The sequence below is a fragment of the Baaleninema sp. genome, assembly GCF_049974805.1.
Classification (GTDB): domain Bacteria; phylum Cyanobacteriota; class Cyanobacteriia; order Cyanobacteriales; family Geitlerinemataceae; genus Baaleninema.
On sequence record NZ_JBNGCO010000027.1, the window covers coordinates 1 to 25,916 of the forward strand.

19 protein-coding genes and 1 tRNA gene are annotated in these 25,916 nt (G+C 52.9%); 5 read left to right on the plus strand and 15 right to left on the minus strand.

The features are described from left to right. Positions 1–98: 98 nt before the first annotated feature. Both ACP5D4_RS07515 and ACP5D4_RS07520 read left to right on the plus strand, forming a co-directional pair. Positions 99–1,475, plus strand: coding sequence for a PQQ-dependent sugar dehydrogenase (locus tag ACP5D4_RS07515; protein WP_428011012.1), 1,377 nt, complete (start codon positions 99–101; stop codon positions 1,473–1,475). Positions 1,476–1,898: 423 nt separating this feature from the next. Then, on the plus strand, positions 1,899–2,660 hold the full coding sequence (locus tag ACP5D4_RS07520; protein ID WP_428011013.1) for a polysaccharide pyruvyl transferase family protein: 762 nt from the start codon (positions 1,899–1,901) through the stop codon (positions 2,658–2,660). 3 nt (positions 2,661–2,663) lie between these two features. On the opposite strand, the gene ACP5D4_RS07525 is transcribed toward ACP5D4_RS07520, so the two are convergent. From ACP5D4_RS07525 to ACP5D4_RS07545, 5 genes are all read right to left on the minus strand, one after another. Further along, complete coding sequence (locus ACP5D4_RS07525; RefSeq protein ID WP_428011014.1) at positions 2,664–4,457, minus strand: GldG family protein; 1,794 nt, start codon at positions 4,455–4,457, stop codon at positions 2,664–2,666. Between the two features lie 23 nt (positions 4,458–4,480). After that, entirely contained in the window at positions 4,481–5,296 is an 816-nt protein-coding gene (locus ACP5D4_RS07530; protein WP_428011015.1) for an ABC transporter permease, read from the minus strand. Positions 5,297–5,602: 306 nt separating this feature from the next. Then, positions 5,603–6,811, minus strand: a complete 1,209-nt coding sequence (locus ACP5D4_RS07535; RefSeq protein WP_428011016.1) for an ABC transporter ATP-binding protein — start codon at positions 6,809–6,811, stop codon at positions 5,603–5,605. Positions 6,812–6,992: 181 nt separating this feature from the next. Next, positions 6,993–7,499, minus strand: a complete 507-nt coding sequence (locus ACP5D4_RS07540) for a hypothetical protein (protein WP_428011017.1) — start codon at positions 7,497–7,499, stop codon at positions 6,993–6,995. 302 nt (positions 7,500–7,801) lie between these two features. Continuing rightward, positions 7,802–7,996: a hypothetical protein gene (locus ACP5D4_RS07545; RefSeq protein ID WP_428011018.1), complete on the minus strand. Its 195-nt coding sequence runs from the start codon at positions 7,994–7,996 to the stop codon at positions 7,802–7,804. Positions 7,997–8,333: 337 nt separating this feature from the next. Between ACP5D4_RS07545 and ACP5D4_RS07550 the strand changes: the two genes are divergently transcribed. Beyond that, on the plus strand, positions 8,334–8,669 hold the full coding sequence (locus ACP5D4_RS07550; RefSeq protein WP_428011019.1) for an STAS domain-containing protein: 336 nt from the start codon (positions 8,334–8,336) through the stop codon (positions 8,667–8,669). Between the two features lie 429 nt (positions 8,670–9,098). Here ACP5D4_RS07550 and ACP5D4_RS07555 read toward each other — a convergent pair whose 3' ends face one another. The 5 genes from ACP5D4_RS07555 to ACP5D4_RS07575 all read right to left on the minus strand — a co-directional run bounded on the left by ACP5D4_RS07555 (position 9,099) and on the right by ACP5D4_RS07575 (position 13,763). After that, positions 9,099–9,845 carry a lysophospholipid acyltransferase family protein gene (locus ACP5D4_RS07555; protein WP_428011020.1) on the minus strand — a complete coding sequence of 249 codons (747 nt, stop codon included), beginning with the start codon at positions 9,843–9,845 and terminating at the stop codon, positions 9,099–9,101. A 137-nt stretch (positions 9,846–9,982) separates the two neighbouring features. Then, positions 9,983–10,753 carry an HAD-IA family hydrolase gene (locus ACP5D4_RS07560; protein ID WP_428011021.1) on the minus strand — a complete coding sequence of 257 codons (771 nt, stop codon included), beginning with the start codon at positions 10,751–10,753 and terminating at the stop codon, positions 9,983–9,985. Positions 10,754–10,883: 130 nt separating this feature from the next. Next, a complete protein-coding gene (gene kaiC, locus ACP5D4_RS07565) occupies positions 10,884–12,449 on the minus strand; it encodes a circadian clock protein KaiC (protein ID WP_428011022.1) in 1,566 nt (521 codons plus the stop codon). A gap of 57 nt (positions 12,450–12,506) precedes the next feature. Continuing rightward, the gene (gene kaiB, locus ACP5D4_RS07570; RefSeq protein WP_428011023.1) at positions 12,507–12,824 is read right to left on the minus strand and encodes a circadian clock protein KaiB; all 318 of its coding nucleotides are present in this window, start codon (positions 12,822–12,824) and stop codon (positions 12,507–12,509) included. A 75-nt stretch (positions 12,825–12,899) separates the two neighbouring features. Next, positions 12,900–13,763 (minus strand): circadian clock protein KaiA, encoded by an 864-nt coding sequence (locus ACP5D4_RS07575; protein WP_428011024.1) that lies wholly within the window; start codon positions 13,761–13,763, stop codon positions 12,900–12,902. A 216-nt stretch (positions 13,764–13,979) separates the two neighbouring features. On the opposite strand from ACP5D4_RS07575, the gene ACP5D4_RS07580 reads away from it, so the two are divergent. Then, on the plus strand, positions 13,980–16,469 hold the full coding sequence (locus tag ACP5D4_RS07580) for an ATP-binding protein (RefSeq protein WP_428011025.1): 2,490 nt from the start codon (positions 13,980–13,982) through the stop codon (positions 16,467–16,469). Positions 16,470–16,794: 325 nt separating this feature from the next. On the opposite strand, the gene ACP5D4_RS07585 is transcribed toward ACP5D4_RS07580, so the two are convergent. Together ACP5D4_RS07585 and ACP5D4_RS07590 are read right to left on the minus strand one after the other, a co-directional pair. Beyond that, positions 16,795–16,868: transfer RNA gene (locus ACP5D4_RS07585), tRNA-Val, on the minus strand. A gap of 71 nt (positions 16,869–16,939) precedes the next feature. After that, positions 16,940–17,542 (minus strand): 5-formyltetrahydrofolate cyclo-ligase, encoded by a 603-nt coding sequence (locus ACP5D4_RS07590; protein WP_428011026.1) that lies wholly within the window; start codon positions 17,540–17,542, stop codon positions 16,940–16,942. A 184-nt stretch (positions 17,543–17,726) separates the two neighbouring features. On the opposite strand from ACP5D4_RS07590, the gene ACP5D4_RS07595 reads away from it, so the two are divergent. Next, positions 17,727–19,322 carry an Hsp70 family protein gene (locus ACP5D4_RS07595; RefSeq protein ID WP_428011027.1) on the plus strand — a complete coding sequence of 532 codons (1,596 nt, stop codon included), beginning with the start codon at positions 17,727–17,729 and terminating at the stop codon, positions 19,320–19,322. A 3-nt stretch (positions 19,323–19,325) separates the two neighbouring features. Here the strand turns inward: ACP5D4_RS07595 and ACP5D4_RS07600 are convergent, their stop codons facing one another. The 3 genes from ACP5D4_RS07600 to queF form a co-directional block, all read right to left on the minus strand. Beyond that, on the minus strand, positions 19,326–21,812 hold the full coding sequence (locus ACP5D4_RS07600) for a filamentous hemagglutinin N-terminal domain-containing protein (protein WP_428011028.1): 2,487 nt from the start codon (positions 21,810–21,812) through the stop codon (positions 19,326–19,328). A 179-nt stretch (positions 21,813–21,991) separates the two neighbouring features. Continuing rightward, positions 21,992–24,505 carry a filamentous hemagglutinin N-terminal domain-containing protein gene (locus ACP5D4_RS07605; protein ID WP_428011029.1) on the minus strand — a complete coding sequence of 838 codons (2,514 nt, stop codon included), beginning with the start codon at positions 24,503–24,505 and terminating at the stop codon, positions 21,992–21,994. A gap of 814 nt (positions 24,506–25,319) precedes the next feature. After that, positions 25,320–25,763 (minus strand): preQ(1) synthase, encoded by a 444-nt coding sequence (gene queF, locus ACP5D4_RS07610; RefSeq protein ID WP_428011030.1) that lies wholly within the window; start codon positions 25,761–25,763, stop codon positions 25,320–25,322. Between the last annotated feature and the right edge of the window lie 153 nt (positions 25,764–25,916).

The following is a 25,916-nucleotide window of genomic DNA, read 5'->3' on the forward strand; positions in this document are numbered from 1 at the left end:
CTCAGATCGTGAGGTCTGGGAATCCCCGCGCCTTTAGGCCGGGGAGGATGTCAACTCGTTATCTAATAATGATTTCGCACAACTGAGGGTTTCGCTCGATGTCCGCGAAAATTGTTTCTATTGTACTGCTTCCGATAGTCCTCGCCAGCGGGTGCGCCTCGGACGAAACAGTTGAAACCTTCAGTTCTCCGCCTCCTCCAACCGATTCGCCGAATTCGTCGAATTCTCCCGATGCGAAGCCAAGTCCTGCTGCGGTGGCGAAAGTCATTTCGACGGCGAAATTATCTCCCGAAGCGATCGCGATTCAAATATCGGATCTTCCCGAACCCTACCACACCGAAAGCGCCTCCAATCCGCCCCAGGTGGTTCCCATTCCCGAAAATCCCGTTTTGAACGTTCCCCCCGGATTTCAAGTCAACGTCTTCGCGGAGAATTTAGAGAGTCCGCGATGGTTGGCGTTGACGCCGACGGGGGAAGTGTTGGTGACGGAAACGCCAGAAACGCGAATTCGCTGGTTAAAAGATACTGACGGCGATGGCGTCGCGGACGAAACGGGAATTTTCGCCGATGCAGACGACGGATTGTATATTCCCTTCGGGATGGCGTTTGCGGGGGACTCGTTTTATGTGGGAAACACCGATGCGGTGATTCGCTTTCCCTATACCGACGGTCAAAGGGAGATTTCGGGAGAATCCGAGAAAATCGCCGACCTCCCCGGACAGGGATACCGCCAGCATTGGACGCGCAACGTGGTAGCTGCCCCAGAGGGCGATAAATTATATGTATCCGTTGGGTCGCGATCGAACGTTAGCGAAGAACCCCTTCCTCGCGCCTCGGTGATGGTGATGAATTTAAACGGTTCTGACACGCGGGTGTTTGCGTCGGGGTTGCGAAATCCTGTGGGTTTAGACTTTCACCCGCAAACCGGGGAACTCTACACCACGGTTAACGAACGGGATGGCTTGGGGGACGACCTGGTTCCCGACTATTTGACGCGAATTCGCGAGGGGGAATTTTACGGTTGGCCTTATGCGTATTTGTCGCCGAATCTTCTCGACCCCCGACATATTCAAAACGGGGACAGCGCAAACCCGGAGTTAGCGGCGCAAACTCAAACCCCAGACGTACTGTTTCAGTCCCATTCAGCGGCGTTGGGGTTGCAGTTTTACGACGGCGAAACCTTTCCCGAGAGATATCGTAACGGCGCGTTTGTGGCGTTTCGGGGAAGTTGGAATCGCGATCGCGGAACGGGATACAAACTCGTATTCGTCCCCTTCGACGAATCCGGTCGTCCGCTGGGGACTTACGAAGATTTCCTGACGGGATTTCTCCTCGACCCCAGCGTTCCCACAACTTGGGGTCGTCCGGTGGGTGTGTTGGTGTTACCGGATGGGAGTTTGTTATTTACCGAGGAAGCCAACAACCGCATTTATCGAATTCAATATGTGGGAGAAGCGGTGTCTGAAGTGCGGTAAGGGAAACGCGATCGAATTTTTAGTAATTTGCCCCGATCTCCTGACAACTCTTGCGTACATCGCATAAGATTACGTTGAGATGGATGAAAGCGCGACGCTGGGTCTATTTCTAGGCTCTTCGCCGTTTAGGGTGACAGAAAAACTGACTTCACGAGATTTCAGGGGTTTTGGCTCTCGATTCTCCAGGTATTTGTATTTTGCTATACATTTTCCCCCGCAAACGGCGGAGACCCTATTTCTATCTCGTTCAATTTAACACTTCGATCGCGGAGGATCGATGAAACTTTATTTTTACAAAAAAACGAAGAACAACCCAATTTTGGGGACGAACTCAATCCTTGGATTTGGAATAAATTACTTCCCAACATTATCGATGATAATCCAAAGAGTTATTTTTTTGGGATTGGCACGTTGATTAATAGTTTGATTCCAGAACGAGCGCCAGGAGCGCAGCAAGTCGCGTTTTTCAGTACCGGAGCGGGTTACAACCAAAACGTTAATATTGAAGACAATTGGACGATTTACTGCGTTCGCGGTCCGTTATCTGCTTGTCTCCTCGGGCTTCCCAAAGAAACGGCCGTAACAGATGGGGCGGTTTTGGTCAGACGGCTGTTTAAAAGCGAAGGCGTCAAGCAATATAAATATAGTTTTATGTCCCATTTTTCCCAATCGATTACTGGAGCGAAAACTTGGACGGAAACTTGTGAAATGGCGGGAATTCACTACATCGATCCTCGCCAACCCGTTGAAGAAGTCTTGAAACAGATCGATCGCACGGAAATCCTGTTGACTGAGGCGTTACACGGCGCGATCGTCGCCGATGCGCTGCGCGTTCCTTGGATTTGCGTCCACACGGCGATCGAACGAATTTTACCCTTTAAGTGGATCGATTGGTGCGAATCTGTGGGTCTGTCCTATCGTCCTTACGGACTTCACCAAATGCGAGATTTATCGCCTCAATACGGAATTCGAGGGATTCGAGGGATTCGGGGAAGTCGCGCGGCGGTTTTGGCGTCGTTAACCCACTGGCTTAAAAAACGCGAAGTGGTCGAACAATTTAAAGATATCAAAAAACGAGTCGAACCCAATCTCAGCGACGAGACTCTTCTGGAAAATTTAACCGTCGAGTTAGAAACGCGATTAGAACAATTTAAAGCAGACGTCGCCGCCGGAAAGTTCGCTTGAGTTCTATCGCCGCGTCCACCACAAAATCGCACTGGCGGCGAATCCGATAACCGGGAACGTGACTAACGCCGTCCACCCGAGAAGTCGCGCCTGTCGGGGCGTCATGGCGATATTGCGATCGACATCCTCTCGCGGACGAATCGACAGGGTTTCTTCCGTTTCCGGATTCAGCCATTCCACCGAGTTGAGGAAAAAGTCGCCGTTGAGTTGTCCGTCGAAAAACCCATCGGTCATAAAATCAGAGTCGCCGACGACCACCAATCGCGCCTCGGAAACGGTTTCTTCAGTTTCAGCAGTTTCTTCAGATTCAGCAGTTTCTTCAGATTCTTCAGTTTCAGCAGTTTCAGCCGCTTCGGTATCTGGAGAAGCCGTCGGTTCGGGGGTGGCTTCAGTTTCCGGCGTTTCCGCCTCCGCCTCGGCGTTATCTTCAACCGTTTCTTCCGGCGTTTCTTCCGGCGTTTCCGCTTCAGTTTCCGTTTCGGTTTCTGCGTTCTCTTCCCCTTCCGGCGTCGGTTCTGGCGTCGGGGTAGGTTCAGGAGTGTCCAGTTTTTGACTCGACGCCACCGCCAACACCAGCGGTCCGGGGCGGTCTTCTTCCGGATTCAACTCCCAATCCGGACCTTCATCGAGGTTTTTCTCCGCCCAACTTGCGTTACTGGTAAACAACAACGGCGTCGTATCAATTCCCTCCACTTCGTCGTATTCCATCGGACGCGCCACGGGAAACAGGGAGTAATTGCGCCCGAAATCCGTCGTAATGGGATGAGTTCCGTAGTCGATGACGAGGGGGGCGGCGGGGCCGAACCCTTGAACCCAGCGTTCGGGGTCGATCGCAATGCGATCGTCTAACGTAATCCCCCAGGATTTGAGAAAATCCGTTAAACCGGGGTCGGTATTGGGGTCGATGAGGAGTAACAACCCGCCCCCGTTGTCGAGATAGGTTTGTAAGGCTTTGATTTCCGGGTCGAAGAGTTCCTCAGTCGGGCCGGCGACGATAACGACAGACGCATCGTCGGGAACGCTTCCGGCTTCGATGAGGTTGAGAGATTCGACGAGGGCGTTTTGGTCTTCCAGGGCGCGAACGGCTTTAGACAGGGAATCTTCGCCACCGGGAACGATCGCCGGTTCGCCGTGACCCTGGAGAAAATAGACGGTGAAGCGATCGCCGCTGTAGAGTTGGGCGAGACGGTTTGTCAGTTTCGCTTCAGAGAGGGGTTCGACGCCGACGGTTTGCACGTATTGACGTTGTTCCCCTGCGGTGAGGTAGACATCGCCGATTTGTCCGACGTTAAACTCCTGTACTAAACCGGGATTCGCTTGGGGATCGACGTATTCGTAATCGAACTGTTGGGGGGCTAACCGTTCGTAGTTGTCGAGGAGGGCGGTGTCGGTGGCGCTGGTTTGGTTGCTGAACACCCACACTTTCACGGGTTCGTCCAGGTTCTGAAGGATTTCTTGGGTTTGGGGGGCGAGGGTAAACCGTTGGGTTTCCGTGAGGTCGAAACGGGCGGAAGTGCGAACGGCGAGAACGTTGACGATTCCCAGGATAATGAAAATCGAGAGGGTAGCGAAAAGGGCGTTGGTTCCCGCTTCGGTCGATCGCCGACTCCAGAAGCCCTGGCTAAACTGGCCTTGGTAAATCAGCCAAATTCCCAACAGAACGATTCCCAAAATCAGCAAGATAGCGGGAACGGGAACCCAGACGCCAGACACGCCCCCAGCGGACAGTCCGGCGACGCTGAAAAACAAGCCCAGCCAGAGTAAGGCGTTCCAGTATTTTTTAAGGAAGTCGCGCATAGGAAAAGTCGTTCGCCTGTGGGTTAGTTACGTTGGAAGCGCAGGGCTTCGATCGACTGTGCGGTGAGAAAGATGCCCAGAAAGATGTAACTCGCAAACAGAATTATACTACTGGTATCGACAATTCCTTGAATGAGGGTGTTGTAGTTCTCCAACAGGGAAAGATGTCCCAAGGCTTCGCCAAAGGTACCGCCGACGTTTTCCGCGATGAGGTTTATCACCCATAAAAATAGAATCAGCGCGAAGGTCAAAACGGCGGACAGAATCGTGCTATCGGTCAGGGACGAAACGAACATTCCCAGAGATAGAACGCTGGCCGCCAACAGAATTAATCCCAAATGTCCGAGAAGGGGAATTGTCGGCGGAAACGGGGGGTCTGCGCTGCTGAAGGTAATGGCTTCGTAGAGCAGTAAAGGGGCGGTTAAGGTGGCGTAAAAGGTGACGACTCCGAGCAGTTTTCCCGTGGCAACTGTCCAGTTATACAGGGGAGATGTCGCGAGCAATTCTAGGGTTCCCCGCTTGCGTTCTTCTGCGTACAATCCCATCGATAAAATGGGGAGAATAAATAAGGAGAGCGAGGCGATCGTACTGAGGAAAAACTGCATGAATTGATAGGGAACGTCAATCGGTGGGGCTTCGACGCCCGTTTGACTTTCCATCGCAGTTTGGGCGGCCACTTGCGCGAGGATTCCCCGTTGGGGATCGAGGAGAATGGTGACGAAAAAGAAGCCCGCGATGAGCCAGAAAATACCCGCAACTGACATTGCTAAGGGAGAGACGAAATAGCTTTGGAGTTCTTTTCGATAAATGGCGATGATGTTGCTGAGGACAAGTTTCATGATTCGTCTGTATTTTTATAGATATTTTGGGGCTGGCGATCTTCGAGATTTAATTGAATTAATTTAATTCAAAAACATTGAAATCCAAAATCGCGCCAATCGCTCGATTTAAACAGAATAAAAAACTTCGATCGAGAGGCATTTTAGCGGGTGCATCTCAACCCTGTAAATTTATCAGATCGGAGTCTATACAATGTCTCTGCACTGAATTGAGCTGTGGTTGGGTTTCGCGATCGCTCCACCCAACCTACCGCAAACTCATATTTTTACAAAAGTGATTTTTACAAAAGTGAGATGCACCCCATTTTAGCCGTCGCCATCCCCGTCCGAATCTCCGCCAGAATCTTCAGCGGAATCCCCAACATCGTCGCTTTCCTCCGTCGGTTCGGAAATGTCGATTTTCGGTGATTGAGATTCAGAGGATTCGGTGTTCGAGACAGTCGCCGAAGCAACAGCAACCGCTGCGATCGTCTCGGAAGTATCGGATTCAACCTCAGACGATTCAACCTCAGACGATTCAGCCTCAGACGATTCGGTTTCAGAAACCGGAGTTTCTTCCGATTTCTCTTCCGTGGTAAGTTGCAAGAAAATTTCTTCCAGACTGGCGCGAGTTCGCCGCATCTCGAACAACTTTAAATTTCCTTCAAGAACAGCGGCGGCGATGTCGCTTCCCGGTTCGCAACCCGCTTCGGCTTTCACGCGAAATCGGAAACGATAGTCGGGAAGTTCGTCGTTCGATAACGATTCGACGGATTTCACCTCGGGAAGATTCCCCAAATAAGACTGAATCGCCGCTTCTACACCGTCCACCTCTCCCCCCACTTCGATGTCGTAGGTGGTTCCTCCCGTCAGTTGTCCCATGAGGTTCTCGAGGGTGTCGGTGGTGACGAGTCGTCCCCGGTTGATAATCGCCACCTGAGAGCAAGTCATGCTCACTTCGGGGAGAATATGAGTAGAGAGGATGATGGTATGGTCTCCGGCTAAGCTTTTGATGAGATTGCGGACTTCGATGATTTGGCGGGGGTCGAGTCCTACGGTGGGTTCGTCGAGGACGATAACCGGGGGGTCGTGAACGATCGCCTGGGCGATTCCCACCCGCTGGCGATAGCCTTTGGAGAGTTTGCGAATGAGGGTTTTCCGGTATTCGGTCAAGCCGCAGCGGGAAATGGCGATGTTGACTCGGGGAGTTCGATCGCCCGCCGAAACGCCTTTAATGCGGGCGACGAAGTGCAAAAACCCCTCAACGGTCATTTCGGGGTACAAGGGCGGATTTTCGGGAAGGTAGCCGATGCGCTGGCGTACTTTCATGGACTGGTCGTGAACGTCGAACCCAGCGATACGGGCGGTTCCGGAGGTCGCGGGGAGAAATCCGGTGAGAATCCGCATGGTGGTGGTTTTTCCCGCCCCGTTGGGCCCGAGAAATCCCAGGATTTCGCCATCTTCGACGGAGAAAGATAAATCGCGGATGGCGTGGAGGCTTCCGTAACTTTTGCTGAGGTGTTCGACTTCGATCATGGCCTAGTTGCGTTGAGATGAGGAGATGAGGAGATGAGGAGATGAGGAGATGAGGCGATCGTGAGGAGTGGTAGGGTGTGTGACGCGGCCGATAAATGCTGGCAAAGTCAGGTAAATCTTGTATTTCCGCGTCACGCACCGACTCATCATCCCATCATCCCATCATCCCATCATCCCATCATTAAACAATACGGTTGACGATGCGCCACACGGAACCGTCGGAACGCACGTCGGGGACGGTGATGCGTTTGAATCCGGTGATGAAGGGTTTTCCTTCATATTGCCAATATAGAGGACTGAGATCGTCGGCGATCGCTTTGAGGGCGCGAATTTCTTCGGTCAGTTCGATCGCCAGTTCGTTGATGCGATCGGCGTGGCGTTCGGCTTCGGTTTTCGCCCGTTCGATTTCTTCGCGCACGGGATCGCGTCGGTGTTCGCGATATTGACCGACGAGGGCTTTTTTCGCTCGCAGTTGGTCTTTTAAAGCGGTAATGGCGTCGTCGATTCCCTTGAGTTCGGCCGCTTGTTGGGCGGTTTCTCGGGCGTGGGAACGGTAGGCTTCGACGATGGCTTCGGGATTGTCGTTGTCGGGGAGAACTGGACGCACGGCTAAAGCCGCCCGTTCTTTTTGAAGGGTGTCGATGGTGGCTTGGAGGGTGGAAATTTGCTCTTGAAGGTCTGAGGTCATCGGCGATGTCTCTTGGCTCGATCGATCTTCATGCTGCGCGATCTCGATCGTAACCGCTTGTGGGTCGCCCGTGCGATCTTTTCCATCGACCCTGTAAGCCAAGCTTTCTCGTCAAGACAAGCCGTTACAAATTATTAAGTTTCCGGAACCTTCACTCTCCTAGTTTTACGTTTTATATCAATACCACGTTTTATTACCCTTGAGTTAAATGATTTTCGGGTTAAGAAAACTCGAGGTTCGGGTGAAGGGTTTGAGGGTTAAAACCCTGGCGAATAAAAACGGAAATCGTTCGATCGAACTCTCTAGGGACTGGCGACGAGTTGAATGCGTCCGCGATCCATTTCGTCCATCAATAGCTCTAACGCCTCGTAATCCACATCGGAAATGTATCCCATCCGACTTAGCTCGTCATTAATCTGATTTTCCAGGTCGGGGGTTAAGCGTTTAATGTACAGCGCTTTTTCGACGAGATTACGGATTGCCGCTGACGCTTTCATGGGTATTAAAAGAATGCTATACCTCTTATTCTCGATCGACTGGCTGTTAACTTATGCGATCGCATCAGCCCTCAAAACGTGATCTCGATCGCTGCAAAATTTCACTCCGTCAGCAGGGGGAACTTTTGTGTCAATTTACCGTCCAAGCCTAGCATAATGGTTTCAGACGGTATTTACAGATACTTTTTTTAAGATTGCTTTCTGAAATCTTTACATAACGGGGTTGTAAAACAAAGATTCCGCAAACTCCTAGGGATGGGGTAGCCGATCCCGAAAGAGATGGCATATCGTCGTAACATGACACGCGACAGTTCAGCTTCAGTATAAGGATAAAATTATGCAGACCGCTACGACTCACCCGAACGTAACCGTTGTTCGCCTCGAAGGCCATCTCAACGCCGCCAACGCCGAACAAGTTCGACAAAAACTTACCTCTGCTGTCTCGGCTCAGAAAACCCCTGTGGTCTTAGTCGATATGGCCAAAACTGAATCCCTCGATAGCGCGGGATTGATGGCTTTGGTTTCGGCTTTGAAACTGGCGCACCGAATCGATATCAAATTTGGATTGTGTTCGGTGTCTCCGGCGATTCGCATTATTTTCGAGTTAACGCAGCTCGATCGCGTTTTCGAGATGTTCGATAGCCACAGTGCGTTTGAAGCCGCTGTAGCTTAGATGGTGAGTCCCGACCTCACTGGCTTTAACTCAAGCGACTCCGACTCGTTTTCGTGTTTTTCAGTCGGGTGCATCCTATCAGTAGGTTCTCAAGATTTGTGTTTTTCTCTCGCTGTTTTGAGCCGTTTCAATTTGAACGTTGTCTGAATTTATTTTTCCTAAACGTCCGAGAGGTGGGTTTGTCTCTGCTACCAAACGCTTGATACTGCGTCGTTTGGGCTGCGATCGAACCCGCCTCTTCAAAGTGAATAGAGAAGCATAAAGCCTGTTTGATTATTCGTTATTCGTTATTCGTTATTCGTTATTAATTCTTTATTTTTGGTGTGACTTGGCAGTGACACAGGCTTTGAGCCTGTGTTTTCCTTTTTAAACAGTGACGAACCTCTGTCAGCGGTGCGACAGCCTTGCCATCGCTCGCTCTGACAGGTCTTAGCGAACCTCGTGCAAAATTTCTAACCGTTCTTTGAGTGCGGCCATCAACCGTTTCGCGCTGCGTTTGGGCGCACCGTCAAAATAGGCTTTGGGGTCAAGGGCTTCCCCAATGCGAACCCGCACGTCGCACCGCCAGGTAGGGGTTCCAGTACTGTAGCGCAAACTCATCGGAACGATCCGAATATCTGTATTCGGGTTCTGTTCGATAACTTGCATCGTCAACCGTCCCAAACCCGGTTTCATCGGATAAATCTCTTCCGGATCTGGATTCGTTTTTTCGATGTTTTTCTGAATAAAAAATAGGTTGCCTTCCGTAAACAAAACGAGCATTTTTTGCTGTAACAACAACTCGAGACCGTGACGCAAACTGCCAATTCCCACGCGATTTAAATTGACCGGAAACGCTCCCAAACGACGGACGATCCAACCTTGAATTCCCGTGGTTTCGTTGGCGGAAGTCATAAATCTCGGATCGCGTTGGGTGACGCGGTATCCGGTCAGATAGGCCACGAGAATCGGGTCCCAGCGCGATCGATGGGTCGGGGCTAAAATCACCGTTCCCGATTTGGGAAGGTTTTCTTGTCCTCGAACATCAATACTGTGGAAATACGTCGGTAAAACGACATAGTGGGCGAGGGGATAGACGATCGCCCTCAGCCAGGGTGACACTCGCGAGGACACTGCATCGCTGTGGTGGTGTTTGCGAGTTTTGGTATGTTTTTCGGACAAGTCTAGCTGAGTCATTGGCTCGATAGAAGAAGACAGACGCAACCCCGACGAGGGTATTCGCCTCCTACCTTAAGCCTATCTTGTTTGCTTGTCTGCGAAACGGCGGCCAGTTTGCAGCGGTGTCTGCGGGACAAATACGAAAGCGATCGTCCTCACGTCGTTGGCGATTCCAGAATTCGGCGGGCTAAGCCACAATCGAAATACGTCGCCCCGTCGAAATTTTCTGCATTTCCCGAAACCATTTCAAACGGTTCGTCCGGTTCTCCCAAACTCCCGAGAACCAACGCCGCCCCGCGAAAATCCCCGTGACGGGTGTAATCGTTGACGGTGACGACAGTTTTCAACCCCGCCCCCAAGGACGCTTGTAAGCCGTGGGGGGAATCCTCGAATACCAAACAGTTTTCTGGAGATAACGCCAGCTTGTCGAGAACGTAGTGATAAATATCCGGGGCGGGTTTTTTAGCCGAAACGATATCTCCAGCAGCGATTTCCTCAAACCAGTCGGGATCGAGATGTTTTTCCAGCAAAGCCGTGGCGTTGGGGAGGGCGCTAGTGGTGGCGATGGCCAAACGCAGGTTTTCCCGGCGAGCTTCCTCGAGGAGGCGTTTGACCCCGCAACGCAGGGGAATCGCGCCGTCTTGAAGGAGTTGGCGGTAAATCTCGGTTTTGGTGGCGTGGAGGCGACGCACGAAGTCGTCGAGTCCGCCTGGGGGGTCGAACTCGCTTTGGTACTGGCGGATATAGTGTTTGAGCCGTTCTTTTCCCCCCGAGACGGCCACGAGTTTTCCGTAGAGATCGATCGACCAATTCCACGGAAGTCCCGCCTCAACGAAGGCGCGATTAAAGGCGACACGATGTCCGTCTCGCTCAGTTTCGGCCAGAGTTCCGTCTACGTCGAAAATTAACGCTTGGAGTTGAGACATCGTTATTGAGGTCAGAGGTGAGGAGACTTCATCAGCGAAGAGGGAAGACCGTTAACCGTTTCTCCCCGTTCCATCATCCCATCATCTCCTCATCCCATCATCTCCTCATCCCATCAACCCAACTACAACTTTACAACTTCTTCCCTTCATCTTTCCCCGTTCCTTGAACGCCGCGCACGATGCGGGAGAGTTCCGATTTTTCATCGACAGCGATGCGGGAGGGAGACCCGCTGATAATCCCTTCGTAGTTGCGGAACGAGTCTTTAATTTCGGGTCCGTTGGCGCTGATGGTGTACTCGCGAATTCCCGTATCGTGCCAAGAACCGCGCATTTTAAAGACGTTGATGGCGCGGGACATTTGGCCGCGAATTTCCACGTACTGCAACATGATGATGGTGTCGGTAATCGTGGAAATGTGGGAGTCCGTAATCGAGTGCGACCCCATGAACTGGTCGGTGGTGTTGGTAAAGAACCCGGTGATTTCCTCTTGTTTGGCGTAGCCGGTTACGCCGATGACGAACTGGCGGAAAGCGTTGTTGCTGACGCCTCGCGCCAAAGCCGACAGGGAGTCGATGGCGATACGAGAGGGTTTGAAATCGACGATTTCGGTTTTGATGATTTGTAGGTGGTCTTCGAGACCGGCCGATTCCGGGTAGGCGCAGAGGATTTTCAGCAAGCCGCGCCGTTCCATTTCCTCGAAATCGATTCCCCAGGAGTAGGCGTTGCGAAGTAGCTGAGCGCGAGATTCTTCGTAAGCGAAGAGAATGGCGCGTTCGCCTTTGAGACAGCCTTCTTGGGCGAATTTACTGACCAACAGGGTTTTTCCGGTTCCGGTGGCGCCGGTGGCGAGAATGATGGAGTCTTTGAAGAAGCCTCCGCCACACATATCGTCCAGGGTGGTGACGCCGGAGGAGACGCGGACGTTGGACGACCGTTGTGTGAGGCGCATCGCCCCGAGGGGGAAGATATTGATGCCGTTGTTGGTCATGGTGAAGGGATATTCTCCCTTCATGTGGGTGGTTCCCCGCAGTTTCAGGATTTCGATGGTGCGGCGGCGTCGTTCTCCTTCGAGGACGTTGCGGACGATCACGACGTTATCGGAGACGAATTCTTCAACGCCGAATCGTGCGACGGGGCCGTATTCTTCGACGCGCTCGGTGGTCATGACGGTGGTGGCGCCGAGTTGCTTGAGGCGAGCGACGAGGCGAAAGATTTCCCGACGGATGACGGGGGCGGCGTCGTATTGTTGGAAAACGGCGGTTACGGAGTCGATGGAGACTCGTTTGGCTTTATATTTGCGGATGCCGTACTGAATGCGCTCGATGAGGGCAGACAGGTCGAAGTTTCCCACTACGTCCTGGCCTTCCGGGTCTGGAGAGGCATCGAGGATAAACAGTTTACCTTCGTCAACGAGTCCTTGTAAGTCCCATCCGAAGCTTTGAGCGTTTTTTATCAGGTCGGTGGGGGATTCCTCGAAGGTCACGAAAACGCCAGGTTCGTTAAAATACGTGATGCCGTTGTAGAGAAACTGAATGGCAAACAGGGTTTTCCCTGTTCCTGACGTTCCGCTGACAAGGGTGGTGCGCCCCCTGGGAAGCCCCCCGTGACTGATATCGTCGAAGCCCTCGATACTGGTGAGGATTTTCTCGACGGCTTTTATTTTGCGTTGGTTCTCCCGATCGGATGTACTTTCCATGTTTTTATCGAACCGTTTGTATCGAACCGTTGGTCAACCGTTGAAGGCAGCACCGTGCTATTGTACGTCCGATTCGCGATCGTACAGTTCTTCGTAGAGCAAGTCTAAGCCGATCAAGACTTTTTCGCGATCGGATAGGTCGCCAATGATTTTACGCACGGGAGGCGGCAAAATTTTAGCGAGGGTGGGGGTGGCGAGGATTTTATCTTCTTCGGCGAGCTGGGGATTTTTCAAGACGTCGATGACTTTGAGGGCGTAAACCCCTTGAAACTCCTGTTCGAGGAGGTTGTTTAAGGTCTTGAGGGCTCGCACTGAGTTGGTGGTATTGCCGGCCACGTAGAGTTTGAGAACGTAGGTTTTTTTGGGAGGAGTCATAAGCGAGATCGTTTATACTAATTGAGGTTGCTTGACTTGTCAAACGATGCTGGGTCGCTGGAGACACGCACTTGTTCAGGACTCTCGAGGAATCGAGCGCCGATACATTTCACACAGGTGAGCGATCGTGTCGATCAGGGTCAGGCGGTAGTCCAACAAAATCTCTTCGCTTCGTCCTTCTAATTTTAGCTGTTTGGAAAACTCATCCATTAAATCCATGTGAATTTCGACAATATGGGTGACGGAAATATCGGCAAAAAACGCTACGTTTACAAACTCGTCGATCGCTTGGTTTAGGGTTGCATCTTGGGAAAAATAATTGAGGACGATTTGACGATATAGTCTTTGAAGTTCTTGGAGCAGTTTGGTCTGTTCCCCACGCGGTAAGTTTCTTAAAAACCGTTGGGGGTTCCGTTTATAATACACGCCTAAGTATCCCAATCGTTCCCTCAATTTATCGGCGAGCCGCTGTTGTTTCTCCATCAAAAAGCTTTCCGCTCCAGCCTCTTGCACTGATTCGATGGAAATTGAGTCGTTCGATGGCGAAGTGGGAGATAGTTTGAGGAATCCGTCGATCGCTCGGGTAATGGCTTCGACAATGCGCTCGAGACTATCGACGTGCAGGTAAACTTCAGCTCGGTGGTAGGTACATTCTTCTTGAACCAGTGCGGTTTCTTCTCGTTCTTCTGAGGGGGTAAGAATAACGGAGGGGAGTAAGAGTTTAGCCTGCTGTAGTTGTTGGATTAAAGAAGAGGTATTTTGGTTTTCCTCGAAAATCAGACAGTCGAGGTGTTGTTTGTTCTGCTCGACGAATTCGACGAACTCCGTTTCGCTAGTACAGTCGGTCACGGTATAGCGATCGCTATCGAGACACTTTTGCAGTGCTTCGATTGGAGTTTGTGTTGGGATGAAGGTACAGATAGAAAGTTGGAGTAGCACTGAAACACAAGAGGGATGGAAGGACGCTCGAATTCTGGAAAACCCAAGAACAAGAGGGAGAAGGGCAGTTGAGTGGAAATTTAATGTTTATTTAAGGATATTGTAACTAATTGAAATAATAACCTGGAAAGACTTTTAATTCCAAGCGCATCATAATAAGTAAAGATAGGAAAGCTGTGGGAGCGCAGATCCTCTTCTGTCCCTTCCCGAAAGTCTATGTCTGGATTCGCTCAAACGATCGTGTTCTGTCCCGAGCTGAGCGCGTTTACTCGCAAAGTACCCGTCTGTCTGGATGCAGCGGGAATTGCTGCGGCGAGGGAAGTCTTGCGCGATCGCGATCGCGCGGTGGTTATCGACGATCGCCGCCAGGCCATCGGGACGGTGACGGCGGAAGGATTACAAACCCTGTTGCCGGCTCGAACGACGCCAGACAAGCGCCTGAGCGACTTAGGCGATGGCGTTCTCGAACCCGTGCTGGTGCTGTCGGCATCTCTGACGTTCGAGGGATTGCAAGGGGACTTTCCCAACTGGAACAGTGTAACGTCAGAGGTGGTGTTCGTCGATGCCAACGGTGAAATTGTCGGTTTGCTCGATCGCGATCGACTCGCCCGGTTTTTTGCCGAACAGCCGAAGCTCAAACCCTCTGCGATCGCGATCGAAATGCCCTGTCCCCCTCTCAGTTTTCTCGTGCGCTTGCTCGATCGCTTGCCCGTTCCCTGCGAGTTACAAGGGGATGCGGGAGTGGCTCTCGCTCAAAACTCGGCGTGGCGCCGTTGGTGGGACTCTCTGAGGGAGGGAGAGGGCGATCGCACCGCCGCTCGACTGTTCGAGATCGGGACGCCAACGGACAACGGCTATCTCTACTCCTGTCGCACTCACAGCGGCGAACGCCAACTCTGGCACCTGACGCGGGTGGCGTTAGACGATTTGTGCTTGGCCGGCGATCGCTTGTCTGAATCCCAAGAAACCCTCGACGCTTGGTTTCCTTGGACGCCGCTGGTGCAAGCACTCCCGTTCCAAATTGCCGCTGGCTACCGCGTGCGTCCCTGCGATCTGGCCTTTTCTCCGCCGACGACACCCGATCGACTCTGGCTCGTGTTGGCTCGCGACGTCACCGATCGCCAAAAACGAACCAAAGAACTCTCGGCGAAAAACGCCGATCTTCTGCAACTCGATCGCCTTAAAACCGAACTCCTCACCTGCGTCAGCCACGAACTCAAAACCCCCCTCACCGGACTGCTGGGATTGTCCAATTTACTGCAAAATCCCAATTGTGGACCCCTCAACCCCCGACAAGCCGAATACGCCCGCTTGATTTACCGCAGCAGCCGTCAAATGATGACGGTGGTAAATTACCTTTACGATCTGACGCAAATCGAAACGGGGGAACTGACCCTCAAACCTCAACGGGTCTCCGTTCGCGACTGCGCGGCTAAAGCGGAACGGGAAATCCGCCAGGTCAACGCGGAAACTGATTTACCCGAGTTTAGCCTCGAAGTCACGCCGAGAGCCGAAACCGCCCTTGCCGACCCGATGCGGCTGTGTCAGATTTTGTCCTATCTATTGTGGAACGCGATCGCTCGTACTCCCCGCGACGGTCAGGTGGGGGTACGGGTCGAACGCTGGGACGACTGGATAGCGTTTGTGGTTTGGGATACTGGTATCGGCATTCGCGCCGACGCTCAACCCTTCGTCTTCCAAAGTTATCAAGAGATCGCGCCGATGTCCGATCTCGAGCGAACGATTCCGGTGGGGTTGAGCCTGATTCTGGCGCAACGGTTGGCACGGTTACACGGAGGTGAAATTAATTTTACCTCTCAGGAAGGGGGCGGCAGTCAGTTTACGTTGCTGCTTCCGGCACGAGATCTCGAGGCGGAAACCCCGGTTTCAGGACCGGTGGGCGATCGCTCGACGGGTCGGTTCGTCCTGGTCGTAGATGGAGATATCGCCCGCGCCACCCCCCTGGTGGACGCGCTCAATAGCTGGGACTATCGAGTCGTCTTGGCGCGATCGGGACCCGAAGCCTTGGCCAAAGCGCGACAGTTACACCCAGAGCGTATTTTTCTTACGCCCACTCTGCCGATTTTATCGGGGACGGACGTACTGACGTTGTTGAAAGCCAACGCGGACACGCGAGATTTGCCCGTGGTGTGGGTCACGCCGACCTGGGAACGTCCCAAACTTCCCGAGACGGTGGAGGCTTGGCTCGGCCTTCCCCTGAAACGCCAGCAATTGGCGGAGATTCTCGAAGAAGCGAATTCGGAAACCCCCGCAGCTACGGCGCTAACGGTATTGTGGCTTTTGGATACGGGAACGATCGACAATTCGGCTAAAACGCGATCGGAACTCGATCGCCTGTTTCATCACTATCACTATCGCGTCGTGGAAGTGGATGACCTCGAACAAGCGGAGGTTTTAGCGAAAGTCTGGAAACCGGATGTGGTCTTACTCGATCGAACGGGAAATTCTGAGAACCCGACCCCCTATTTAGAAGCCTTCGTCCAACATCCCGACCTGGTTTCGCTGCCCCTCGTGACCCTCGACCCCATCACTACCGCCACCGCCAACCGCGTGTTTGCCGATCGCGATCTCCCGTTACAGGTGTTTCCCTGTCTGACGGCACCCGATGCGGTGTCTCCCGTCTCTGGCGTTCCAGCGGTGTTGGAAGTGGTGCGAATTGCGGCGCGATCGACGACTTCGGGATGAGGGGATGAGGGGATGAGGGGATGATGGGATGAGGGGATGATGGGGTGAGGGGATGAGGGGAAATTTTCTCCCAATCTCCCCTGTTCACTGTTCATACGGAATCCGAATTTCAAATACTGGTTTTGCCTAACCTGACCAGTTGTCGTGAAGGCTTCTTGAAACCTAGCTTCTCGGGAACGGATTCCGTATCACTGTTCACTGTTCACTGCTCACTGAAAAATCCCGGTCGGACGGGTTGCGTCTCGATCGGGATCGAATTACTGGGTTTGGACAATCTCGGTGGTTTGATGTCCGAGCTTCTGACCTTTGAGATTGAGCTTTCCAATGGACACAACTGGACTCGAACCAGTGACCCCCACGATGTCAACGTGGTGCTCTAACCAACTGAGCTATGCGTCCTGACGATTTCTAATCGTAGCACAGGAATTTAGCAAACGGCAACCCCTCAAGTGGATTTTTTTTGAATTTTTTTAGGAAACGGTGGGGGAGGGGGATTTTTTATCGAACAGGCGAAATGCGGATTCGGTGCAAATGCCGTCTAAACGCTGATCCCAGCCATCGACGGGGAGGTTGGGAAGGTAGGCGAAATCGAAGACGACGGCGATCGCGGGAACTTGTTGCCATGCCGGAAGGCTTAACAGGCGATCGTAGAACCCGCCGCCGTATCCTAAGCGGTAGCCGTTGGCGTCGCAGGCGACGGCGGGAACGAGCATTAAATCGACGGATTCGGGAGCGACGATCGAGGCTTCGGCGTGGGGTTCGCGAATGCCAAAGGCGCCGTCTACGAGGGGATCTCCGAGGTTCCAGTAATGCCAGGTTAGGGATTTTCCCACGCAGCGAGGGAATCCCCAGCGGCGATCGTGGTTAATGGCGGGACTCAAATCCGGTTCGCCGCGAAAGCTGAAATAACCGAGGACGGTTTTGGCGGCGGTGAAGGTGGAACTCGAGTGTAACTGACGACAAAGGCGATGGCTGCGATCGCGCCATTCGGCTTCCGACAGGGATTGACGGGTTTTTAATAGCTGGCGGCGCAAGCGGGATTTGTGGGAGGGTTGAGATTGGGAATCGGTCATGGGTGCAATTCTTCAGCCGGGTTTTCGACTGGGGAGGCTTGGAATCCCTTCGAGTCAAAAGGTTTCTCGAGTCTCTCGAAGGTATCGACGCCTATTTTAAAATGACACTTTAAAATGACAATTATTGTCAAGGTCAATTTGTCCGAGTTAGTCTGAACCCTTAATTCTATAGACTTACGCCAATATGACGATCGCGATCGACTTCGGAACCAGCAATACCGTTATCGCTCGGTGGAACGCCGCCACCGAACAACCCGAACTTCTCAAATTACCGGGATTGACGCGACAGCAAGGGAAAAATCCGCCTGTCGTTCCCAGTCTCGTTTACGTGGAAAACGCCGCTACTGAGGCCATCGTCGTCGGACAAGGTACTATCGATCGCGGGTTGGACGTGAAATCCGATTCTCGCTTTTTCAGTAACTTCAAACGGGGAATCGGTTCGGATATCCAAGGATTTCTCCCAGAACTTGACGGAAAACCCATCACCTTCGAGCAAGTGGGAACCTGGTTCCTCGATCGCCTTCTCAACGCTGTGGGGGAAGTTCCCCTTCCCCTAGATTCCCTCGTTCTGACGGTTCCCGTCGATAGCTTCGAGGCGTATCGCCATTGGCTGGGAGGTGTCGTTGAATGCCGCGATATCGAACAGGTTCGGCTCATCGACGAACCCACCGCCGCCGCCTTGGGATACGGTGTCGCCGAGGCGGATGTTTTGCTGGTGGTGGATTTCGGCGGGGGAACTCTGGATTTATCTTTGGTGCAGTTAGACCGAGTTGCCGAACAACAACGAAATCCCCTGGGTTTTATTCTGAAATGGGGGGATAAGTCCTTTGCGGAAAAATCCGGTCAGAAAGTGCAAACGGCGAAGGTGTTGGCGAAATCCGGGCAGAATTTAGGCGGTGCAGATATCGATAATTGGTTGGTCGATCGCTTTGTCGAGACCCAAAATCTCCTGAAAACGCCGCTGACGACGCGCCTCGCCGAACGGTTGAAAATTCAACTTTCGTTGTTAGATAGTGCCAGCGAAGTCTATTTCGACGATGAAACCTTCGACAGTTACGAATTGAAGCTCGATCGCACGGAGTTTGAAGCCATTTTGCAAGAACATCAGTTTTTCGATCGCCTCGACGAGGCGATGACGCAGGTGTTGCAACAAGCCAGACGCCAGGGACTCGAATCTCGGGATATCGACGCCGTGGTGTTAGTGGGGGGAAGTTCCCAAATTCCGGCGGTTCGCAACTGGGTTCATCAATATTTCGAGGGGTCGAAAATTCGCAGCGATCGACCCCTCGAAGCCATCGCCACCGGCGCCTTACAACTAACCCAAGGCATCCAACTGAAGGATTTTCTCTATCACGGTTACGGCATTCGCTACTGGAACCGCCGCAACAACGCTCACGACTGGCATCCGATTATCCAACCCGGTCAACCCTACCCCACCGAACGACCCATCGAACTGTTTTTAGGAGCCTCGATGGAGCAACAACCGAAAATCGAACTGACGATCGGAGAATTGGGCGCCGAAAATACTGCCACTGAAGTCTACTTCGACGGCGATCGCCTGGTGACGCGCAGCGTGGGGATCGATCGCACCGTCAGACCCCTCAACGACACCGACGCCGGACGCACCATCGCCAATCTCGATCCCCCCGGCTCCCCAGGGAGCGATCGCGTCAAAGTTCAATTTCGCATCGACGAACGGCAGTTTCTTCGCATCACCGTCGAAGATTTGCTAACGCTGAATACCTTAATCGACGATATGCCTGTAGTGAAATTGAGCTGAGTCCTACAGGCAGTTTGAGGACAGAAATCGCCAGTTCCTTCCTAGCGAAGGTCTGGCAACTAACGCCACCGTTCCGTCTTCTCGGCGTTGCCAAGCGGTGGCTTCTGTCAACACCTCAGTCTCGAAGCGGTCGGGAGACTCACTCGAGTTCGATTCGGTTTTATTACCATAAATCTGAAATTCTGTCAAGGTCATATCCACCCAAACCGTTTGACCCCGTAGCGTATCAGTGGGATCGGGCGGTAAACCGCCGTTTCCCGTCACCACAAAGGAATTCGTCTGAGCCGCCGTACAAGCCGAAACCACTTGCGTCGTAGGGTCGATGGGTTCCTCGCTCAACTGCACCAACGCCGAACTGGTATCGATTTCCGGCTGCGTCACCGCCACCACGCCGTCAACCCCCAGTTGAGAACTGGCCGTAATTCGACTGTCGGGAGACAAAAACAGCCCTTGGGTAACAATCTGAATATTTCCCCCCTGACCCTCGAGGGCGTTGGCGTCGATACTGCTGCCCTCCAACAGAGCGATGGTATCGGCGGCGATCGCTAAATTTCCCCCGTTTCCATTTCCTCCGGCTTCGGCGGTAATGCGACTTCCACCGCGCAGTTGCAACGAATCCTCCACCGTCAGGGCGATATTGCCACCGCGTCCCGACCGCGTGGAAGCGGTGATGCTGCCGCCGCCGTCGAGTAAAACCGTCTCCGCGTTCGCCCGCAGGGTTCCCGCCCCTCCCGTTCCGTCGTTGCGAACCGTGACGAGTCCGCCGTCGTTCACCCGTAAAACGGGGGTGTTAATTTCCAAATTGCCGGGAGACCCCGAGGGAACTGGCGGAAGCCCAAAGACTTGTTGCGTCACCGCATCAACCGGAATGGCGCTGGCATCGATGAGGCTGGGATTGACCGATTCCGGTGCCAGTCCGCTGACTTCTACAAACTCTGTGGCATTGACCCGAACCCGACCGCCGTTTCCGTCAGCAAAGGTAAACGACCCCACTCGTCCGCCGTCCCTGACGATGGCTCTGGCGGTGTTAATCGTCACGTTTCCGGCATTCCCCGAACTGTTCGTTGAGGCAGAAATCGTACTGGGAACGAGAACGGTCGGTTCGATGCCCCGGACTTCTACGGTGTCTGTGACGTTGACCAGGACGTTTCCCGCCGCTCCGGTGCCAAAGCTGTTGGTGGCGACGAGTCCCCCTTGCCGAAGGGTTAAAAACGGTGTCGATACGGTTACGTCACCTGTGGAACCGGTCCCGAAGCTGAAGTTGATAATGAGGCTTAATTGAGCAGGAGAATCGATCGAAGCGCCGATGATGTCGATCGATTCGGAGGCTCTCACGTCGAGATCCCCCGCTTGTCCGATACCGAGAGTTCGGTTGAGGATTTGCGCCCCTTCTTCAATCCTGATTTGCCCCGCCGTGACCTCGATCGATCCCGCCTTTCCCCTCCCTAGGGTCTCTTGAACCAAGCTACTGACGATCGATCCCTCGGGAGTCGAACCCGTCAACAATAAAGACTCGGACGCCCGCACGCGCAACGCTTCAAACGGCTGCATTCCTTGATTTTGCAGCCAAATTAAAGAGCCATCGCTCAAGGTCACGCGCCGTCCCACCACTTGCATAGAACCGACACCGATCCCGCTGACTTCGGCGGCCGCTTGTCGAACCAGGCGCAAGTCTCGAAATTCTGAAACGCCGCCGTAGTCGAGATGCCACGGTTGGCTCTCGTCCAATGGGGAACCCCTCAAGCTCACAAAACCCCTTTCCACTGCCCCCAGTTCGATCCGTCCGCTGTCGGCGGTGAGCCTCCCGCCGTCTAGATTCACGTCGCCGCCGATTAACGCCAGGGTGCGATCGGCATCGACTCGCAACCCTCCACTGTCGCGATCGCGAACGAAGGGGGCTAATAGGGAATCGGCGGCGGTGAGGCCGTGACCGCCGCCGCGAACTGCTATCTCACCCCCGTTCCCGTTAAATTGCAGCCCCACCGGAACGCTCACCGACAGTAACGGTTGAGTTTCCGGCGTCCGGGCGCTGTATTCCCCTCCGTTTTCAAATACGAGGCTGTCTGCGGTACTGGCAAAAAAAGACCCGCCGATGTCGAGGCGGGCGTTTTCACCGAAAATAATACCGTTAGGATTGAGGAGAAATAGGTTCGCCGTCCCGTTGGCGCGAATCAGTCCGTCGATGTTGGAGATTTCGCCCCCCGTGACGCGGGTGAGGATATTTTCGACCGTCGCCGCGTTGTTGAAAACGGCTTCTGTGGCGGTGGGAAGGGAGAAGCGATCGAAGGAATGAAACAGGTTGTTTCCGGCTTCGGTCCCGCCGTCGATCAGGTAACGGTTGTCTTCTATGGTGACGCGAGACGGGACGGCAAGCTGTTGGTCGGGGATAATTTGAGCCGCCACCGGATGGGTTAAGCCAAAGCCGAGCCATAAGGCTGGAGATATTGAAGACAGCTTAAACAACGTCCATCGATCGAATCGAAAATTCATAGCGTTTGCAACGAGTTGTTTGAATGTTAATTCAACCTTCGGCAGTAGGGGCGAACGGTTTGCGCTCCTACTTCAAATATCGGAGATTCCCCGAAAACTGCCATTGTTTAAAACTCGAACGCGCGATAAAAAACGGGGATTTTCCTGGGTTTCACCTTGCAATCCACCTTAAAATAAAATTATCGATCGCCACAGTCGGGGCCATCGAACCGAACGTATCCCAAAAAGCCATTGCCGATTAACTCCACCGTTCCATCGGCGTCGCGTTGCCAAGCGATCGCCTCTGTCAACACCTCAGTCTCGAAACGGTGGGGAGACCCACTCGATTTCGAGCCACTTCTATTACCATAAAACTCCATTTCTGTCAAGGTCATATCCACCCAAACCGTTTGACGCCGTAGCGTATCAGTGGGATCGGGAGGTAAACCGCCGTTTCCCGTCACCACAAAAGAATTCGTCTGAGCCGCCGTACAAGCCGAAACCACTTGCGTCGTGGAGTCGATGGGTTCCGCGCTCAACTGCATCAACGCCGAACTGGTATCGATTTGAGGCTGGGTAATTTCAACTAACCCATCAACCCCCAATTGAGAACTCGCCGTGATGTTGCTGTCGGGAGACACAAAAAGTCCCTGCGTTTCGATAGCGATATTACCGCCATTTCCCTGCAAGGCGTTGGCATCGATCGAACTCCCCTCCAGCAGAGAAATCGTATCCGTCGAGATCGTAACGTTGCCCCCGTCGCCCGTTCCTTGGGCTTCCGCCGTCACCCGACTGGCGCGGCGCAGTTGCAACGACCCCTCCACGTTAAGGACGATATTACCGCCGCCCCCAGCCCGCGTTGCCGCCGTAATGCCGCCACCGCGATCGATCGACACCGCCTCCGCATTCACCTGAAGTTTGCCCGCCCCTCCCGTACCGTCGTTGCGAACCGTGACGAGTCCCCCGTCCGTCACCCTTAACCGAGGCGTGTTAATTTCCAAATTCCCAGGAGATCCCGCAGGAATAGCCGGAATGCCAAAGGTTTCCTGCGTAATGATATCCACCTCGTTCGCACTCGCATCGATCGAACTGGGATTAATCGAACCGGGAACAGTTCCGCTGACTTCTACCCACTCTCGAGCGTTAATGACGAGCCGTCCGCCGTCCCCAGCAGCAACGGTAAACGAGGCCAGTCGTCCCCCATCCCGCACGATCGCTCTCCTGGCATTAATCGTCACGTTTCCCGCGTTTCCCGTGCCGTTCGTCACCGACGAAATCAGCGTTGGCAGGATAATTCGGGGTTCGACGCCGATGGCTTCCACAGTATCCCGCACGTCGATTTGAAGGTTGCCCGCCGACCCACTACTAAAGACTGAAGTGGTCAAACTGCCTCCCCCGCGAAGCCTGAGATTCCCAGTTGCAACCGTCACGTCCCCCGTCGAACCCGCACCAACGGTGGAATTGAGAATCCAACTCGTAGCCAGAGGATTGGTAGGGGCAGATCCGATGACGTCGATCGATTCGGAGGCTCTAATATGAATATCGCCCGTATTTCCGCTGCCCTGCGTGCGATTGTAAACTTGTCCTCCCGCTTGCAGAACCAACCGTCTGGTGACGATCTCGATTTCTCCAGTATCCCCCGCACCGACCGTTTCTGGACGAAAGCTCGTGGGGATACCGCCATCGGGGGTCGCCCCCGTCAAGGTGAGGGATTCCGCCGCCTGCACCCGCAGGAGACCGAACGGCTGAGTCCCTCGGTTTTGCATCAGCGCGATCGACCCATCTCGCAAATCAATATTTTCCCCCACCAATTGCATCGACCCGACCCCGTTTCCGCTGACGTCGAGGGCGGTTTGTCCGACGAGGTGCAAGTCTCGAAACTCAGAGACGCCTTGATAGTCAAGACGCCAGTGAGGGTTGGCCGCAGATGTGGGGGGGATTAACTCGACGAATCCTTCTCTGACACCGCCGAGTTCGATACGTCCGCTTTCGGCAGTCAACATCGTGCCGTTTAAATCCACCTCGCCGCCGATTAAAGCCAAAGTTCGGCCGGGGTTGACTTGCAATTGCGACGGATTGGGGATTTGAGGGTCTCGTTCGATCGCGTCAAACACCAAATTCCTCACCGTCAAATTGTGACCCCTACCGCGAACTTGAATCGCTCCTCCGTTTCCGTTAAATTGCAGCCCCACCGGAACGCTCACGGAGAGTAACGGTTGAGTTTGCGGCGTTCTGGCGCTGTATTCTAAACCGTTTTCAAACACGAGACTGTCTGCGGTACTGGCGAAAAACGAGCCGCCAATGTCGAGGCGGGCGTTTTCGCCGAAGACGATACCGTTGGGGTTGAGGAGAAATAGGTTCGCCGTTCCGTTGGCGCGAATCAATCCGTCAATGTTGGAGATTTCGCCCCCCGTAACGCGGGTGAGAACGTTCTCGATGTTGGGGCGGTTGTTGAAAACGGCTTCGGTGGCGGTAGGAAGGGAGAAGCGATCGAACGAATGAAACAGGTTGTTTCCGGCTTCGGTGCCGCCGTCGATGGTGTAGGTTTCGCCGCTTGGGGTGACGCGCGACGGAACGGGAAGGCTGTTGTCTGGAACGATTTGTCCGAGGACGGTTTGGGGCGAAACAGACAGCCAACAGAGGGCGGTTAGAGCGATTCTCGGCGCTTGGAGTGCGGTTTTAGCCGAGACATGGCTTTGGGGTTCTCGAGTCATATTCTTTTTCGGGGCGGGGACGATGTTAGAACAGGAGAATCAACATAGGTTTGTCGTCTGGAAGGGCTTGAAGAACCCACAAATCACTTTATATTTAATTTACCATAAAGCCATAGGCGATCGCCTGGCAAAATATTAGAGATTATTGCAGTTTATAAAACTCAAAAAGGGGCTTTTTAAGTTTGAGTAATGAGTGAATAGTTAATACGCGAATTCTATGGTAAATCGCAACTATTTTGGCCAATATAAAAACGTTTTTGTAATTAGTAAAAAATAATTGGCAAAAAATCCTAGAAACACCCTCTAGTATCTGAATTTAAGAACGCAACAGTAAGACTTTTGATATTTTTATCGAGGGCGTTAAATTTAAAAAAAAATAACAAAAAAATAACTTTGAAATTCTATGCTGGCTCATTTTTGTTTTGGTTTTTATTGGCTTGAAATGTCAATTTACCAAGTCCTTGATCTAAGAATAAAGATTAAAAATATCCGGCAATAGTATGGCTGTTGCAAGCAATTCCATCCCCGCCCCATTTCAAGATTAATACAAACTTGACAAGAGAAGCGATTGGGTTATACATCCCAAGAGCGATCGCCTCTAACTCTAGCAATACGAAATAATTTGCGACCCAATCCCCGGTTCGATCTTGAGTTTCACATCTGTTAGTTTGTGAATGGCCACAATTGACTGAGAATTGCTATAGAATCCAAGCGGAGAAAAAGCCTCAAAAAAACAGAGAAAAAACCCCCTAAACTAGTGAATTCGGGGGGCAAAAGTAGAACGCATCGCTGAGGCGATCGCCCGTAACGAACCTTATCGATCGCTACTTTTGACGTGGCGAACCTCAATCACCGTATGAACGTTACCGCGCGGGTGAAAATCGGCTTTCAATCGAGCTTCCAAAGGGTCGCACGCGGCCACGAAATCATCGAGGATTTGATTGGCCGATTCCTCGTGAGAAATATAGCGATCGCGGTAACTGTTGATATAGAGTTTGATGGCTTTCAACTCCACCACGCGCTCGTCGGGAACGTAAGTAATCTCGAGGGTGGCAAAATCGGGATATCCCGAAAACGGACACTTACAGGTAAATTCCGGTAACGTGATGTTAATTTCGTAACGGCGACCGACGCGAGGGTTGGGAAACGTAATAAGTTTGCCCTCTTGAATTTCCCGTTCGCCGTATTTAATCTCTGTCGTCGTTTGGGCGCTTTCCTGCTCCGAAATGCCGTTCGAGGCCGAATGTAACTCGCTCATATCTGCTTGACTTTCCCTAAAAACTTAGTTCGCCGAACTAATTCTGTTGACAAAATGCCTCAACAGAGTTTCGATTTTTCCCGTTTTGAGGCATAGTAAAAAACAAGAGGCTGGAACCGAAGAATCCAACCCGTCAAGTGGGCAACGCGCACC

Coding starts and splice junctions, on each gene's coding strand:
- ACP5D4_RS07515 (WP_428011012.1), top strand. CDS start 99: ATGTCCGCGAAAATTGTTTCTATTGTACTGCTTCCGATAGTCCTCGCC.
- ACP5D4_RS07525 (WP_428011014.1), bottom strand. CDS start 4,457: ATGCGCGACTTCCTTAAAAAATACTGGAACGCCTTACTCTGGCTGGGC.
- ACP5D4_RS07530 (WP_428011015.1), bottom strand. CDS start 5,296: ATGAAACTTGTCCTCAGCAACATCATCGCCATTTATCGAAAAGAACTC.
- ACP5D4_RS07535 (WP_428011016.1), bottom strand. CDS start 6,811: ATGATCGAAGTCGAACACCTCAGCAAAAGTTACGGAAGCCTCCACGCC.
- ACP5D4_RS07540 (WP_428011017.1), bottom strand. CDS start 7,499: ATGACCTCAGACCTTCAAGAGCAAATTTCCACCCTCCAAGCCACCATC.
- ACP5D4_RS07545 (WP_428011018.1), bottom strand. CDS start 7,996: ATGAAAGCGTCAGCGGCAATCCGTAATCTCGTCGAAAAAGCGCTGTAC.
- ACP5D4_RS07550 (WP_428011019.1), top strand. CDS start 8,334: ATGCAGACCGCTACGACTCACCCGAACGTAACCGTTGTTCGCCTCGAA.
- ACP5D4_RS07555 (WP_428011020.1), bottom strand. CDS start 9,845: ATGACTCAGCTAGACTTGTCCGAAAAACATACCAAAACTCGCAAACAC.
- ACP5D4_RS07560 (WP_428011021.1), bottom strand. CDS start 10,753: ATGTCTCAACTCCAAGCGTTAATTTTCGACGTAGACGGAACTCTGGCC.
- kaiC (WP_428011022.1), bottom strand. CDS start 12,449: ATGGAAAGTACATCCGATCGGGAGAACCAACGCAAAATAAAAGCCGTC.
- kaiB (WP_428011023.1), bottom strand. CDS start 12,824: ATGACTCCTCCCAAAAAAACCTACGTTCTCAAACTCTACGTGGCCGGC.
- ACP5D4_RS07580 (WP_428011025.1), top strand. CDS start 13,980: ATGTCTGGATTCGCTCAAACGATCGTGTTCTGTCCCGAGCTGAGCGCG.
- ACP5D4_RS07590 (WP_428011026.1), bottom strand. CDS start 17,542: ATGACCGATTCCCAATCTCAACCCTCCCACAAATCCCGCTTGCGCCGC.
- ACP5D4_RS07595 (WP_428011027.1), top strand. CDS start 17,727: ATGACGATCGCGATCGACTTCGGAACCAGCAATACCGTTATCGCTCGG.
- ACP5D4_RS07600 (WP_428011028.1), bottom strand. CDS start 21,812: ATGAATTTTCGATTCGATCGATGGACGTTGTTTAAGCTGTCTTCAATA.
- ACP5D4_RS07605 (WP_428011029.1), bottom strand. CDS start 24,505: ATGACTCGAGAACCCCAAAGCCATGTCTCGGCTAAAACCGCACTCCAA.
- queF (WP_428011030.1), bottom strand. CDS start 25,763: ATGAGCGAGTTACATTCGGCCTCGAACGGCATTTCGGAGCAGGAAAGC.